This is a genomic window from Sphingobacterium sp. UBA1498 (assembly GCF_002325125.1).
Lineage (GTDB): Bacteria > Bacteroidota > Bacteroidia > Sphingobacteriales > Sphingobacteriaceae > Sphingobacterium.
This window is the reverse complement of sequence record NZ_DCRG01000020.1, coordinates 1-14,732: the sequence shown is the minus strand read 5'-3', so window position 1 is coordinate 14,732 and position 14,732 is coordinate 1. Positions and strand designations below refer to the sequence as shown.

Here is a 14,732-nt window from a genome sequence, read left to right as displayed (position 1 = left end):
CTTATATTGAATTGTATTATCGCAAAGTCTGTTTGATGGAACTAAGGGACGGGAATATTATCCGGTTAGTACTTTTTTTAGCTATAACGAACTTGTTTTTTTTACCTAAAAGCGCCTTAGGGCAGGTGTCAAAAAAAGAGGTGTATGGTATTGTTGTAGATACAGCAGGAAAACCGTTAAACGGTGTGAGTGTCCATCTGACAAGCTCTCGCGATACCTTGTTCTCATCAACGTCCAATACAGGTTATTTTCATTTCAGCCGTGTGCAAGGTAATGATATTCGTATCAGTTGTAGTCAGCTGGGCCTAAGTATATTGGAACGTAGCTATCCCTTGTACAATAGTACAACAGCGACATTGGATGTCGGAAAATTAACGATGTTCCCCCATGTATCCCTGCTGAAAGAGGTTGTTGTACTGAAATATAAACCTATCGTCTATAAGCAGGATACCGTTCAATTTAATCTGGATGCCTTCCAATTCGATCACCGCGCGCTGTTGGAGGAGGCTCTCAAAGCGTTGCCAAATGTTCAGGTTTCAAGGGATGGTTCTGTCTATGCCTTTGGCAAACCTATATCCTCCGTTAAGGTCGATGGAAAAAAATTCTTTGGCGGCGATGTGCTCACAGCAACACGCAATCTACCCGCAGATTTTGTAAAAAGTGTTCAGGTGATCGATTTTTATGGAGACGAGGCTACAGCAAAAGGAATTAAAAGTGCTGAATCGGAAAAGATCCTCAATATCGTCCTCAAAGATGATAAGAAGAAAATTACTTTTGGACAGGCCACATTGGGCGGTGGTTCGGCCGATCGTTATCTGGGTAGTGCTGGGCTGAACCGCTTTAATGATGGAAGAGAATATTCTATTATCACATCAGTAAACAATACCAACACAAACCTCTTTTCTTTTGGTTCCCCCAATGGTGGAGAGCGGGAGCGGGAAATGGGCGAACTTGCCGACTTTGCAGACCCTACAGATGGACTGAATAAAATCGGATCCGTAGGAGGCAGTTTTTCCAGTCCGCTTTCTAAAAATGTGACCGCCAGTGGTAAATATTCTTTTACGCAGCGGAATAATTACATCCAGGGAAATTCTTTGTTGCAGTCCATATACGGATATGGGAAAGGGGGGAATAATTTGATCAGCAATTCTGAAAACTACAGCATAAAATCGATTGATCGTACACACAAAATGGACTGGGACTTTGATATCAAGCTGTCTCCCAAAGATCAGCTTAAAATATCGCCCAAATTATCTTATACCAATGCTACAAGCAATACGTTGAAAGATAGGAGGATACAAAATAATTTGTTGAGTAGTACGGGTAACTATGATGCGGGCAGTAGCACGGAAAGTCCGGCGGCAGCTTTAGATCTTTTTTATGTCAGAAGTTTTACCAAACCGGGGCGGAAAGTGCTTTATACGTTGCATACTGACTTTAATTCGTTGGATAAAGACGAGGAAGTCCGCGACTTTAATAAAGCAATCGATAGTAGCTCAAATGTGCCCAGAATAACGGAGACGTATCTCAATCAAGGCGTCCGTTCCAGCAGTGAAAATAAAAATATCCAAAGTCGCCTGTCCCTGGTCGAACCCGTTGATTTAGGAGGGACTTTAGAAATCAATTACGATTTTGACTATACCAAGATTGATGCTAGACGTTCCACTTTTGACAACAACTTTGACAATGGACCTCTCTTGGTGGATTCGCTGAGTTTGAAGTACGACTATGCTTTTGCAAGCAATAAAGTCGGTATGGTTTATCGGCAAGATCTGAGTGACAAAGTGAAAGTGAGTTTCGGCTTTGCGGTTCAGCCTTCGGAGCTTACAGGAAGTTCAACAGACAAGCTGATAAAAACCTCTTATTCCAATGTGAACCTTGTACCTTCTGCCGGACTGAAATGGAAATTCAGCAAAGAGGAGGATCTTTCGATGGATTATTATGGGCGTAATAATCAACCGAGTTTCTATCAAATACAACCTGTGGTGGACAATACCAACACACAAAATATTGTGGTCGGAAATAAAGATCTAAAATCGGAATTTGCACATAGTTTTGTTTCAAAATACCGGAAATCAATGACACGCAGTGGTCAGTACTTTGAAGCTAGTCTTGCTCTTAATCTGGTGAATGATAAGATTGTTGCCAACCGTACAATTGATCCCAATTCGACCATACAAAAAACGACCTATCGCAACACAGAAGGATATTATGATGTTAAGAGTTATTATTTGTTTACAGCCTCGTTATTGTCCGATAACCTGCAGATGAGCTTGAACGGAAATGCCGATTATTATAACAATATCTCTTATGTAAACGATAAGAAGAGCTTTGGTGGACACTTCTTGTTTACTCAAGCGATTCAGTTTCGCTATACCTGGAGTGATATCTTCGAAGCCGAATTAAATGGTAACTATTCCTTGAACAGGGCGACATTTGATTGGCCTGTGCAAGATAATATCACCGTGCATTCGGGTATTGTTGGACTGGGATCTAAAGCATATCTGGGTACACATTTTACGATGGGACTTGAGCTTTCCCAAAAGTTTAACGCAGGATATTCAAGCTCGTGGAACAATATTAGCCCGACGATAATCAATGCGTATATGGAATATACTTTTGGACGGAATAACCTCGGTATGCTGCGTTTTCAGGGATTCGATTTAATGAACCAGAATACCGGGATTTCGCGTGTCGTCTTAGGAAATGACATTTTGGATGTCCGTAATAATCGACTGGCGCGTTATTTTATGCTTTCCCTTAATATAAGATTACAAAAATACCCTAAAAAATCATGATGAAAGCTGTTATTATTACTGCACCCGGTGGGCCGGAAGTTTTGCAAGTTAGCGATGAGGAAATGCCGCAGCCCGGACAATACGAAGTTTTAGTGGAAGTAAAAGCGGCAGGAGTCAATAGACCTGATGTGTTCCAACGTAAAGGAAGTTATCCTGCGCCAGCCGGAGTAAATCCTCGGATACCTGGCTTGGAGATTGCTGGTATTGTCGTTGAGAAAGGAAAGGATGTCACCGAGTGGAATATCGGCGACCGCGTCTGTGCACTCGTAGCGGGCGGAGGTTATGCCACCTATGCCAAAGTCTATCAAGGGCATTGTTTGCCTATTCCAGATCATCTGGATTTTGCCGAGGCAGCCTCACTTCCAGAAACCGTTTTTACGGTATGGGACAATGTTTTCCGACGGGGGAAATTGCAGACAGGTGAGCACTTTTTGGTACATGGTGGTGCTGGTGGGATTGGTAGTACAGCAATTCAGCTCGCTTCTTTGTTTGGTGCGGAAGTATATACGACAGTCAGCTCACCCGAGAAAGCCAGTTTTTGCGCATCATTGGGAGCCGTCAAAACTATAAATTATAAAACAGAAGATTTCGAGCAGCAGCTCAAGGGGCTGGGTGTGGATGTTATTTTAGACAGCATTGGTGGCTCATATTTTGAGAAAAATATCCGTCTCTTGAACCCCGATGGCCGACTGGTGTATATTAACGCGATGGAAAACGCAAAAGTTGAATTGAATTTGCTGCAATTGATGCAAAAACGCATCCTTTTAACTGGAAGTACACTGCGTTCGCGAGACCGCGAATTTAAGCAAATACTACGTGACGAGATCTGGTCTCAGGTATGGCCCAAGCTCAGTGCTGGACATTTTAAACCTTCTATATACCAAGTGCTTCCTTTTGCTATGGCCCCTGAGGCTCATCGGCTGATGGAAGACTCAAGCTTATTGGGTAAGATCGTCTTAAGCTTTTGATCGCTGAAAGTTGAGGGGAGTAGTGCCGGTTACGGTTTTGAAGTACTTGTGAAAGCTGGAGAAGTTTTGAAAACCGGATTCAAAACAGATTTGCTTCACCGTCTGTTTGTTTTCTATTAATAAATTGCAGGCTGTCTTCACGCGCATTTCGATCAGAAATTGAAAGAGTGTTTTTCCGGTCTGTGACTTGAAAAAGCGACAGAATGAATTTGGTGTCATACCCGTTAGCGAAGCAAGGTCCTGCAGCCGTATTTGGTCGCGGTAATTTTCACCTATAAAGTGCATCGCAACCTGCATACGGTTGGCATCCTGATCTTGCAGTTGGATGGTAAAAGTGGCGCTGGTCAATAAATCATGTTTTTCTTCGGCCGAAATGCACGTTAAGATCTCCAGTAAATGAATAATACGTGGTGTGCCGGTTGTCGTCAAAATAGCATCAATTAATTGCATAGTTTTTAATCGGCTATGCGCTGCTAATGAAATGCCTCTCTTGGATACCCGAATAAGCTCTTTGATGGCTTTATTTTCAGGTAAATTGATAAAATCATTTCCCCAGAAGTTTTCTTTAAAATGAATTACACGGATATCTGCGCATTCTGCTTTTTCCTGCTGCAGATAAATGGCATCAAACAGCCAGTAATGAGGTAAATTTGAACCCACCAGTGTGATGTCGCCCGATTCAAAACGCCTAACGCTATCACCAATAAATTGAGTACCTGAGCCTTTAGCAAAATAAATCAACTCCAGTTCTTCGTGATAATGCCAAAGGTTGTGGTATTGCGGGGTATTGTCTCTTCTGGCATTGAATGAATGCTCAGGGTTACTGTTTAAATGAAGCAGCTGTGCTTTCATAATTGTGAAATATATGCTGTAAAGTTACCAATTTGAGTTTGGATATGGTAATATAGCTTAATAATTTGATAATATACTTGAATGTTGTCTAGGATTTTTAAGCTTATTTTACATAAATAACTACTTATAACCATTTGAAAGATATGACGAATAAAAAGAGTTACACATTTGCCTTGATTTTGGTGACATCCTTATTCTTTTTTTGGGGATTTATTCATAACCTAGATCCAATCTTAATTCCGCATTTGAGAAATGCATTTAGTTTAACGCACTTTCAAGCTTCATTGGTCGATTCTGCCGTATTCATCGCTTATTTTGTGATGGCCATTCCTGCAGGTATTATTATGAAACGATACGGCTATAAAGCTGGCATTTTGATCGGATTGATCTTTTTTGCGATTGGCTGTTTTCTTTTTGTACCTGCTGCCAACACGATCAGTTATGTTTTCTTTTTAGGAGCCTTATTTGTTGTCGCCTGTGGTCTTACGATTCTAGAAACCGCTGCCAATCCTTACGTCGCTATATTGGGGGATCCGGCTTCATCGGCGCAGCGACTTAATTTTGCACAGTCCTTTAACGGTCTGGCAGCCTTTGTGGCTCCGATCTTTGGTGGGAAATTTATTTTATCTCATGAGCCTAAATCGCAGGAGGAACTGGCGCAATTGGCTGAACAGGCAAAAATGGCTTATATCCAGTCCGAAACAGCTTCTGTAAAATTGCCTTATGTGGTATTGGGTATATTGATTTTATTGATCGCAGCCTTGTTTTTCTTTACAAAATTGCCTGATATCAAAGATGCGGAAGAAGAAGGTAAGGCAGGTTTTTTTCATGCTTTTCGTCACACAAATGTTCGATGGGCAGTGGTGGCTCAGTTCTTTTATGTCGGAGCCCAGGTTTGTGTTTTAAGTTTTCTGGTATTGTTTGCTACGGAAGTTGCCGGCATATCGGGTAAAGAGGGGGCTGACTACGCCGGATTTGCCGGACTGGCTTTTATGCTGGGACGATTTATAGGTACATTTTTTATGCGTTTTGTATCCGCATCCAAACTGCTGATTATTTATTCCTTTATCGCCATCCTTTTATCCCTATTCGTCATCTTCGGATCAGGCATTCAAACCTTATATGCGCTAATTGGTATCGCTTTCTTTATGTCAATTATGTTCCCAACGATTTTTGCGTTTGGTGTACAGGGGATCGGAGCAGATACGAAGTCGGCATCCAGTCTGATCGTCATGTCAATTGTGGGCGGTGCTTTGTTACCTCCAATTTTGGGTTTTATCTCTGATAAAACAGGAAATTTCCAATATGGTTATTTTGTGCCTTTGGTTTGTTTTATTGTTGTTCTGTTGTTTGCCTTCCAAAATAGAAGGGTCAGTATTGTGGAAACTGAAAGTCTAAAATCACATTAAATTAGTTAAAATGAAAAGATATGTTATGGCATTGGATCTCGTGAATGATCCGCAATTGATCCGGGAGTATGAGGATTATCACCGTGAGGTATGGCCAGAAATAAAACGTTCGATTCTGGATGCCGGCGTTCTGCAGATGGAAATCTATCGTTTTGAAAATAGATTGTTTATGAATATGGAAGTGGGCGACGACTTTTCATTTGAGCGAAAAGCAGCTATGGATGAAGCCAATGAAAAGGTGCAGGAATGGGAGCAGCTGATGTGGAAATATCAGGCTGCAATTCCGGGGACAAAGCCAGGGGAGAAATGGGTAATGATGACTAAAATTTTTGAATTAGTATAATGATGGCTATACAGCGCTATTTACAGATCCATCCAATGGATAATGTCCTTGTCGCTTTACAAGACTTGGACGAGGGAACAACGATTGTTTTTAATGGTAAAGAATTTCCATTAAAGCAAGCTGTTGCTGCCAAACATAAATTTACCATCCAGCCCATGGAGCAAGATGCTGAAGTATTGATGTACGGAGTGTTAGTTGGAAAATTGAATATCCCTTTAAATGCAGGTGAACTTATTACCACTGAAAACTTGCGTCATGCTTCGGAAGATTTTAGAATGGGTAACCGGAAGACCTCTTGGACAAAACCTGATGTTTCGGCCTTTAAGGATAAAACGTTTAATGGTTTTCACCGTTCCAATGGTACTGTGGGGACGGCAAATTACTGGTTGGTTATTCCGTTAGTGTTCTGTGAAAACAGGAATGTAATGACTTTAAAAACTGCTTTTGAGGAGAAACTCGGCTATAAAGTAAAAGCAAATAATTATGTTTCCGAGGTAGAAGATTTGATTGAGCGCTATAAGTCTGGTGCGGATATTAACGACATCCTTAACCACGAGCTATTGGCGAATTCGAGTGGGGGAGAGCACGACCGTCTGTTCAAAAATGTTGACGGAATCAAGTTTTTAAATCACGAGATGGGATGCGGTGGAACGCGTATGGATTCGGATGCGCTATGTGGCCTTTTGGCTGGCTATATCACGCATCCAAATGTGGCAGGGGCAACCGTGTTGAGTTTAGGATGTCAGCATGCGCAGGCGTCAATTTTGAAGGCGGAGATCGAAAAACGAAGTCCTGGTTTCGATCGGCCTTTATATATTTTCGAGCAGCAGAAAGAGGGAACCGAAAGGGAACTTATGCAAAAGGCGATCAAAGCAACTTTTGCAGGGATGATGCAAGCCGATCAAAATGAACGCAGACCAGCTCCGCTGGACAAATTGTGTATCGGCTTGGAATGCGGCGGCTCAGACGGCTTTTCAGGCATCTCTGCCAATCCAGCACTAGGTTTTGTATCGGATATTTTGGTGACTTTAGGCGGTTCTGTGATTTTGGCGGAATTTCCAGAGTTATGTGGTGTAGAACAAGAGTTGAGTGATCGTTGTATCGATGAGCCCACAGCAGATCGTTTTATGTCGTTGATGCGTACATATAATGCAAAAGCCGAAGCGGACGGCTCAGGTTTCTATATGAATCCTTCACCAGGCAATATCCGAGACGGTTTGATAACTGATGCCATTAAGTCTGCCGGAGCTGCAAAAAAAGGAGGAACATCGCCTGTTATAGCGGTGGTCGATTATCCTGAACTCGCTAACCGCCCGGGATTAAACCTATTATGTACTCCTGGTAACGATGTAGAAAGTACCACTGCAGAGGTGGCAGCTGGTGCCAATATTGTCCTGTTTACAACAGGGCTGGGTACACCGACAGGAAACCCAATCGCTCCAGTGGTAAAGCTTTCGACCAATACTAAGACTTTTGAGAAAATGCCGGATATACTGGATCTAAACTGTGGTACGATCATCGAAGGAACAGAAACTATTGAGGAAGCCGCACACCGCATTTTGGATTATGTGATTGAAGTTGCTTCTGGCAGAATACAGCCAAAGGCCGTGTTGTTGGGGCAAGATGATTTCATCCCTTGGCGTCGAGGTGTTTCTTTGTAGCGATAAAATACCACAGGGCTTGCGCGGAAGCACCTGATGTTGGAAAAAATCGGTAAAGGAAGTACTTGCCGATAAATGAAAAAGTCAGGTGAAAAAGTAGATGCCTTTATTGGAAAGTAAAACGATTGAATAGTCATAAAAAGAATAGTCAACGCGAGAAATTTGTTGCATCGACAGATTAAGGAAATTTGGGGTTGACGCTAATAAGTAAATAGAAAATGGGAAAATTAGAACAAAAAGTAGCTGTTATTACAGGGGGTGGTAGTGGGATAGGCCGTGCGATCAGTTTGCAATTTGCTGCAGAAGGAGCAAAAGTTCATATTTTGGATTTAAATGAAGAGGGGGGCAAGGCTGTGGTTACCGAGATCTTGGCTTCGGGAGGACAAGCTGTGCTTCATCGGTGCAATGTGACTGATCAGCAAGAAATTACTTCTATAGCACAAAATATCGGAAAAATTGATATTTTAGTAAATAATGCTGGCATTGCTCATGTTGGTAATTTAGAAAATTGTCAATCAGAAGATTTTGACCGTGTTTTTAACGTGAATGTCAAAGGCGCTTATAATGCATTGTCTGCTGTGGTGCCTTTGATGAAAGCACAAGGTTCAGGAGCAATCCTTAATCTCGCTTCAATTGCGGCATGGGTGGGTATCACCGACCGTTTCGCGTATTCGATGAGCAAGGGCGCTATCCATGCGATGTCGATGTCTGTTGCACGAGATTACATGGCCTATGGGATTCGTTGCAATAGTATTTCCCCTGCGCGTGTACATACACCGTTTGTGGATGGATTTATTGCAAAAAATTATCCAGGCAAAGAGGACGAGATGTTTAAAAAGTTATCGGCAAGCCAGCCAATAGGCCGTATGGCACAACCGGAAGAAATTGCAAAATTAGCCCTTTTCTTGTGCAGTGATGATGCAGCCTTTATTACCGGAAATGACTACCCGATTGATGGTGGTTTTATTAAATTGAATAATTAATAAGCTAAAAATAAATATCTATTATCTCAATACTATAAACATGAAATTAATACGTTTTGGAGCTCAAGGCAAAGAGAATATCGGTGTTCAGATCGATGGCGTAAATTACGATGTAAGCGCATTTGGTGGTGACTATGATGAACAATTCTTTGCAGAGAATGGTATAGCTCGTTTAGAAGAATTTGTAAAAGCAAATGATGGTAAGTTGATTGAAGTTCCCCAAAGCGAACGTATAGGAGCACCATTTGCCCGCCCATCCAAAATTGTTTGTATTGGATTAAATTATTTAGATCATGCCAAGGAAACAAATGCTCCTATTCCGGCCGAACCAATCATCTTCATGAAATCGACCACATCGTTGATTGGTCCATATGACGACGTAATGATTCCAAAAGACTCGTTAAAGACCGATTGGGAAGTCGAATTTTGTATTGTCATAGGTAAGAAAGCATCGTATGTAGAAGAAGGTGAAGCGTTGGACTATGTAGCCGGTTATGTATTGCACAACGATGTTTCTGAGCGTGAATATCAGCTGGAACGCGGTGGTACATGGGATAAAGGAAAAGGATGTGATACTTTTGCACCTATGGGACCTTTTATGGCGACAAAAGAGGAGATCAAAGATATCAACAACGTACGTCTATGGTTAAAGGTAAACGGAAAAACCTATCAAGATGGAAATACGAAGGATCTGATCTTTTCGGTAGCACATGTTGTATCGTATGTATCTAAATTTATGACCCTGTTGCCTGGCGACGTTATTTCAACCGGCACACCTGCGGGAGTAGGTTTAGGGTTTAATCCGCCTATTTATTTGAAGCCTGGCGATGTGATCGAATTAGGAGCCGATGGTCTTGGTGAATCCCGTCAGACTGTTGTCGCCTATTCAAAAAACTAATTGCTCACAAGTTTTCTTTTCATTATGCGTATAGATACCCATCAGCATTTCTGGAAATTCGATCCAATTAGATATAGTTGGATTACAGAAGAAATGCAAGTTATAAAACGTGATTTTACCCCTTTAGATATTCAGTTCTTGCTGGAGCGGAATGGATTTGGAGGAAGTATTGCTGTTCAGGCGCAAGAATCTGACGAGGAAACCGCTTATTTGGTTCAATTGGCCCACGATTACTCTTTTATAAAAGGGGTTGTGGGCTGGATAGATCTTCAGGCTCAAGATATCCGCCAACAATTGGACGCGTATCAGTCGACTGCAGTCATCAAAGGATTTCGTCATGTTGTTGAAGGGGAAGCGGATCCCGATTTTCTCATTCGTCCGGCAGTTTTAAATGGGCTGAAAGCTTTGGCGGACTATGGTTACACATATGATCTGCTTATTCGCCCACGTCATTACGCTTCAACGCTCGCTTGTGTACGACAAAATCCCGAACTTCAGTTTGTGTTGGATCATATTGCAAAGCCACCCATCAAATCAAAGGAATTTGATGAATGGTCAGTATTTATTGATGCACTTGCCGCTTTTCCGAATGTCGTATGTAAAGTTTCGGGGCTAGCTACAGAGGCCGATTGGGAGGGGTGGAAGCTGGATGATTTCAAACAATATGTGGAACATATATTTTTATGTTTTGGGAAGAAACGTATCATGTACGGGTCAGATTGGCCAGTATGCCTCCTAGCGGCATCTTACGAGGAGAGTATTGCCATCGTCGAAAATAAATTGGGGCAATTTACAGCTGCAGAAAAGAATGCCTTTTGGGCAGAGAACGCTATACGTGTGTATAATCTTTAACAAAGAAAAGCTTCAGCATGTTATGAAAATGAAAAATAGCATGCTGAAGCTTTTGTTGGTCATATAGCTAGTTAATAGGCACAATGACGTCAATATAAATTAATCAATAACCAGTGAAATAGGTTCATTGTTGCGAATGTTAACCACAATCAATGAATCAAACCATTCAATAAAAGTATTATGGATCTTCATTTAAAAGATAAAGTTATTATTGTTACCGGTGGAGCAAAAGGCATCGGACGCGCAGTAGTCCATGCTTTGGCTAAAGAACAGGCTATTCCGGTCATTGTTGGCCGTAAACAGGCCGATAATGAAAAAGTAAAGGCAGAAATCCAACAGTTTGGTATTGAGGCACTCTGTATTGAAGCAGAGTTGTCTAGGCCCGAAGATTGTGAAAGAGCGGTCCAAAAGACATTGGAAGTATACGGTCGCATTGATGGTTTGGTGAACAATGCCGGACAGAATGACGGTGTTGGACTAGCTTCTGGAAATTACGAGAAATTTGTTGCTTCTCTACACAAGAACTTAATTCACTATTACCTAATGGCCCATCATGCTTTGGATGCATTGAAAGCATCGAAAGGCAGTATCGTGAATATTTCTTCCAAAACTGGCGAAACAGGGCAGGGGAATACCTCAGCTTATGCGGCATCTAATGGTGGACGTAATGCGCTTACACGGGAATGGGCCGTAGAATTGTTGCCTTATTCGATTCGTGTAAATGCTATTATCGTAGCAGAATGCGCAACACCCCAATACGATACCTGGATCCAAACTTTAGCAAATCCAGAAGAGACATTGAAAAAAATAACGGATCGCATTCCGTTAGGGCATCGGATGACAACAGCTGCGGAAATTGCCGATACAACAGTCTTTCTGCTTTCCGATAAGTCAAGCCATACAACAGGACAGTTGATTCATGTCGATGGTGGATATGTGCATCTAGACCGTTCGATTATCGCTGAATCGTAGTAAACAGCGATTGGATGTTGGAAATTGGACTTTAGCATAAGTGAGACTTTCGTTCAATTTCCAAAATTTATGCAGTAGTGTATTATTAAAATAAAAAAAGCCTGTTCATTTGAACAAGCTTTTTTTGTGGTGCCACCTGGGTTCGAACCAGGGACACAAGGATTTTCAGTCCTTTGCTCTACCAGCTGAGCTATGGCACCAGTTGACCTTTTATTTAAATCTGTGATCATCAGATTGAAGCGTGGTGCCACCTGGGTTCGAACCAGGGACACAAGGATTTTCAGTCCTTTGCTCTACCAGCTGAGCTATGGCACCGCTTTTTGCTATGGGTTTGTTCCCCTATTGCGATGCAAATATAGTCTGATAATTTGAATTCTAAAACTTTTATGCAGATTATTTTCGTACTTTTTTCGAACATGTTGATTTTGATTGAGATAAAATTACAAGAAACTAACATACAGAAAAAGGAATAAGCTGTATCTTTGCACTTCAATAAATAGAGATGAGTAAAAGAGGAAGAGTTTTAGTTGCAATGAGTGGAGGGGTAGATAGCTCCGTTGCTTCTGTTATGCTCCACGAACAAGGATATGAGGTTATCGGTATCACGATGAAGACGTGGGATTATGCATCCGCAGGTGGTTCGTCTAAAGAGACCGGATGTTGTAGCCTTGATAGCATTAATGACGCTCGTACATTAGCCGTAAACTATGGTTTCCCGCATTATATATTGGATATACGCGATGAGTTTGGGGACTTTGTAATTGATAATTTTGTTGAAGAATATATTGCTGGTCGCACGCCGAACCCATGTGTATTGTGTAATACCCATATCAAGTGGGAGGCTTTAATGAAACGTGCCGACAAATTGGACTGTGAATTTATCGCTACAGGACACTACGCAAATATTCGCATGCACGACAATGGCCGCTATGTGATCTCCAAAGGTAAAGATGAGAATAAAGATCAATCCTACGTTTTATGGGGCGTTTCACAAGAGAACCTTGCCCGCACCCAGTTTCCTTTAGGATCTTTCACGAAAAAAGAGATTCGCCAAATGGCCTTAGATATGGGACAAAAGGAACTGGCCAATAAGTCGGAGAGTTACGAAATCTGTTTCGTTCCTGACAACGATTACCGTGCGTTTTTGAGACATAAGGTGCCAACATTGGATCAACAAATTGGTCCGGGTAATTTTATCCTATCTGATGGTACCGTCGTCGGTAAACATATTGGCTACCCTTATTTCACCATCGGTCAACGTAAAGGCTTAGGTATTGCCTTAGGTAAACCGATGTTTGTGATCGAAATTCTTCCAGAAAGTAATACGGTGGTCTTGGGTGAAGAACATGAACTTGAAAAGTCACACGCGTACGTTCGTAATGTGAACTTTGTGAAATATGCAGGACTGGATCAACCGATGGAAGCTATCTCAAAAGTGCGTTATAAAGATTCAGGTGCCTTGTCGACCATTTCGCAAGAATATGATAAAGTCCGTATCGACTTTGTGCATAATGTAAAAGGTATTGCTCCAGGGCAATCTGCCGTTTTCTATGAAGGGAATGATCTACTCGGTGGTGGTTTCTTAATGAAATAATAGGAATCTGACCTGAGATTTAGAATAAGAGTTTTAATCCCTATGCTGTAGATACAGTATAGGGATTTTTTATTCATTCTATATACTATCCATTTAAATTTACTATAGGGTAGACGAGTTTGATCGACCTATTTAATAGCAATTTTTAGCTTTACACCTTAAGGTTAAAAGTTCAACTAATTATTGCCTGTTTTGTTTTTACTAAAATAATTAGTAATTTTAACCTATGAATTCGTCGGAATATTTAAAGGGTAGAGGGGCACAGATTAATCCCAATAACAAGTTTTTTGTGAACCAATATGTGCAGGAGCATGTCGAGGGGCTGGATGAGGAATTTTTGGGTACTGCAAAAACGCAGTTTATTCCGACACATCCGAAATCGATTATATCCAAATCCAATAGTCCTGACCTGCGTTTCGAAAGGTCTATTAATCCTTATCAGGGCTGTGAGCATGGCTGTATTTATTGCTACGCGCGCAATTCACACGAGTATTGGGGATTCAGTGCAGGACTGGATTTTGAACGGAAGATCTTGGTAAAGCATAATGCGGCGCAGCTGCTCGAACAGGAATTCAGGAAAGCGAGCTATCAGCCTGATTTGATTATGCTTTCCGGGAATACAGATTGTTATCAACCTATTGAACGAAAATTGGGCATCACTCGATCGATCTTAGAATTGATGGTTAAATACCAGCATCCTGTTTCTATCATCAGTAAAAATGTACTGATGCGACGGGATTTTGATCTCTTGCGCGAACTTGCGGAACTAAATCTGGTTTCCGTTGCCGTGACCATCAATTCGTTGCGGGAGGAGGTACGTCAGAAAATGGAACCCCGTACGGCTACGGCATCGGCCCGGTTGAAATTGATTGAGGGATTGACAGGGATTGGTGTACCCGTCATGCTGATGATGGCGCCCATCGTTCCGGGGATCAATAGTGATGAGATTTCAGATCTGATTCGTTCGGGAGCAGATGCGGGAGCAATTACAGCCTCTTATACCATCGTGCGGCTCAATGGACAGATCGGTGGCATCTTTAAGAATTGGCTCTATCAGAACTATCCTGATCGTGCTGAAAAAGTATTGCATTGGATTGAAGCCTGCCATGGCGGAAAAATTAACGATACCGATTTCGGACGAAGGATAAAAGGGGATGGCCATATGGCCGAGAGCTTACAGCATTTATTTAAGCTTTCCGTCAAGAAGTATATGGATAATGGGGTGCTTCCATCCTTGAGAAGGGATCTTTTCCGCTTACCCGATGCAGGCACGCAGCTGGGTTTGTTTTAGATGGTTGGAGCGACAATTATGAATTTGCTATTCTCGAGGAGGAATACCCGCTTTAAATTTTAGCAAAAAAGCCTGATTCATGCAATGAATCAGGCTTTTATATTTACTGAG

General features: G+C 41.7%; 12 protein-coding genes and 2 tRNA genes. 11 read left to right on the top strand and 3 right to left on the bottom strand.

Annotated elements, in window-relative coordinates; translation table 11 throughout:
• Nucleotides 1-125: 125 nt before the first annotated feature.
• On the top strand, nucleotides 126-2,798 hold the full coding sequence (locus tag B3139_RS11110) for a TonB-dependent receptor (protein ID WP_293882955.1): 2,673 nt from the start codon (nucleotides 126-128) through the stop codon (nucleotides 2,796-2,798).
• On the top strand, nucleotides 2,795-3,766 hold the full coding sequence (locus B3139_RS11105) for an NAD(P)H-quinone oxidoreductase (protein ID WP_313448038.1): 972 nt from the start codon (nucleotides 2,795-2,797) through the stop codon (nucleotides 3,764-3,766). Before B3139_RS11110 ends, B3139_RS11105 begins: the two co-directional genes overlap by 4 nt.
• Here B3139_RS11105 and B3139_RS11100 read toward each other — a convergent pair.
• Nucleotides 3,755-4,618, bottom strand: a complete 864-nt coding sequence (locus B3139_RS11100; protein WP_293882953.1) for an AraC family transcriptional regulator — start codon at nucleotides 4,616-4,618, stop codon at nucleotides 3,755-3,757. The genes B3139_RS11105 and B3139_RS11100 overlap by 12 nt on opposite strands.
• 143 nt (nucleotides 4,619-4,761) lie before the next feature.
• On the opposite strand from B3139_RS11100, the gene fucP reads away from it, so the two are divergent.
• The 7 genes from fucP to B3139_RS11065 all read left to right on the top strand — a co-directional run bounded on the left by fucP (nucleotide 4,762) and on the right by B3139_RS11065 (nucleotide 11,736).
• Entirely contained in the window at nucleotides 4,762-6,027 is a 1,266-nt protein-coding gene (fucP, locus tag B3139_RS11095) for an L-fucose:H+ symporter permease (RefSeq protein ID WP_209577855.1), read from the top strand.
• Between the two features lie 10 nt (nucleotides 6,028-6,037).
• The gene (locus B3139_RS11090) at nucleotides 6,038-6,370 is read left to right on the top strand and encodes an L-rhamnose mutarotase (protein ID WP_209577856.1); all 333 of its coding nucleotides are present in this window, start codon (nucleotides 6,038-6,040) and stop codon (nucleotides 6,368-6,370) included.
• The gene (locus B3139_RS11085; RefSeq protein ID WP_293882950.1) at nucleotides 6,370-8,031 is read left to right on the top strand and encodes a UxaA family hydrolase; all 1,662 of its coding nucleotides are present in this window, start codon (nucleotides 6,370-6,372) and stop codon (nucleotides 8,029-8,031) included. Before B3139_RS11090 ends, B3139_RS11085 begins: the two co-directional genes overlap by 1 nt.
• 218 nt (nucleotides 8,032-8,249) lie before the next feature.
• A complete protein-coding gene (locus B3139_RS11080) occupies nucleotides 8,250-9,014 on the top strand; it encodes an SDR family NAD(P)-dependent oxidoreductase (RefSeq protein WP_293882948.1) in 765 nt (254 codons plus the stop codon).
• Between the two features lie 40 nt (nucleotides 9,015-9,054).
• On the top strand, nucleotides 9,055-9,912 hold the full coding sequence (locus B3139_RS11075) for a fumarylacetoacetate hydrolase family protein (protein WP_209577859.1): 858 nt from the start codon (nucleotides 9,055-9,057) through the stop codon (nucleotides 9,910-9,912).
• A gap of 24 nt (nucleotides 9,913-9,936) precedes the next feature.
• Nucleotides 9,937-10,764 carry an amidohydrolase family protein gene (locus B3139_RS11070; protein ID WP_293882945.1) on the top strand — a complete coding sequence of 276 codons (828 nt, stop codon included), beginning with the start codon at nucleotides 9,937-9,939 and terminating at the stop codon, nucleotides 10,762-10,764.
• A gap of 180 nt (nucleotides 10,765-10,944) precedes the next feature.
• On the top strand, nucleotides 10,945-11,736 hold the full coding sequence (locus tag B3139_RS11065) for an SDR family oxidoreductase (RefSeq protein WP_209577861.1): 792 nt from the start codon (nucleotides 10,945-10,947) through the stop codon (nucleotides 11,734-11,736).
• Nucleotides 11,737-11,863: 127 nt separating this feature from the next.
• On the opposite strand, the gene B3139_RS11060 is transcribed toward B3139_RS11065, so the two are convergent.
• Together B3139_RS11060 and B3139_RS11055 are read right to left on the bottom strand one after the other, a co-directional pair.
• A tRNA-Phe gene (locus tag B3139_RS11060) sits at nucleotides 11,864-11,936 on the bottom strand.
• A 42-nt stretch (nucleotides 11,937-11,978) separates the two neighbouring features.
• A tRNA-Phe gene (locus B3139_RS11055) sits at nucleotides 11,979-12,051 on the bottom strand.
• A gap of 187 nt (nucleotides 12,052-12,238) precedes the next feature.
• On the opposite strand from B3139_RS11055, the gene mnmA reads away from it, so the two are divergent.
• On the top strand, nucleotides 12,239-13,330 hold the full coding sequence (gene mnmA / locus B3139_RS11050; protein WP_293882942.1) for a tRNA 2-thiouridine(34) synthase MnmA: 1,092 nt from the start codon (nucleotides 12,239-12,241) through the stop codon (nucleotides 13,328-13,330).
• A 226-nt stretch (nucleotides 13,331-13,556) separates the two neighbouring features.
• Nucleotides 13,557-14,621, top strand: coding sequence for a PA0069 family radical SAM protein (locus B3139_RS11045; RefSeq protein ID WP_293882941.1), 1,065 nt, complete (start codon nucleotides 13,557-13,559; stop codon nucleotides 14,619-14,621).
• Nucleotides 14,622-14,732 lie beyond the last annotated feature (111 nt).

Coding starts and splice junctions, on each gene's coding strand:
- B3139_RS11105 (WP_313448038.1), top strand. CDS start 2,795: ATGATGAAAGCTGTTATTATTACTGCACCCGGTGGGCCGGAAGTTTTG.
- B3139_RS11100 (WP_293882953.1), bottom strand. CDS start 4,618: ATGAAAGCACAGCTGCTTCATTTAAACAGTAACCCTGAGCATTCATTC.
- fucP (WP_209577855.1), top strand. CDS start 4,762: ATGACGAATAAAAAGAGTTACACATTTGCCTTGATTTTGGTGACATCC.
- B3139_RS11090 (WP_209577856.1), top strand. CDS start 6,038: ATGAAAAGATATGTTATGGCATTGGATCTCGTGAATGATCCGCAATTG.
- B3139_RS11085 (WP_293882950.1), top strand. CDS start 6,370: ATGATGGCTATACAGCGCTATTTACAGATCCATCCAATGGATAATGTC.
- B3139_RS11080 (WP_293882948.1), top strand. CDS start 8,250: ATGGGAAAATTAGAACAAAAAGTAGCTGTTATTACAGGGGGTGGTAGT.
- B3139_RS11075 (WP_209577859.1), top strand. CDS start 9,055: ATGAAATTAATACGTTTTGGAGCTCAAGGCAAAGAGAATATCGGTGTT.
- B3139_RS11070 (WP_293882945.1), top strand. CDS start 9,937: ATGCGTATAGATACCCATCAGCATTTCTGGAAATTCGATCCAATTAGA.
- B3139_RS11065 (WP_209577861.1), top strand. CDS start 10,945: ATGGATCTTCATTTAAAAGATAAAGTTATTATTGTTACCGGTGGAGCA.
- mnmA (WP_293882942.1), top strand. CDS start 12,239: ATGAGTAAAAGAGGAAGAGTTTTAGTTGCAATGAGTGGAGGGGTAGAT.
- B3139_RS11045 (WP_293882941.1), top strand. CDS start 13,557: ATGAATTCGTCGGAATATTTAAAGGGTAGAGGGGCACAGATTAATCCC.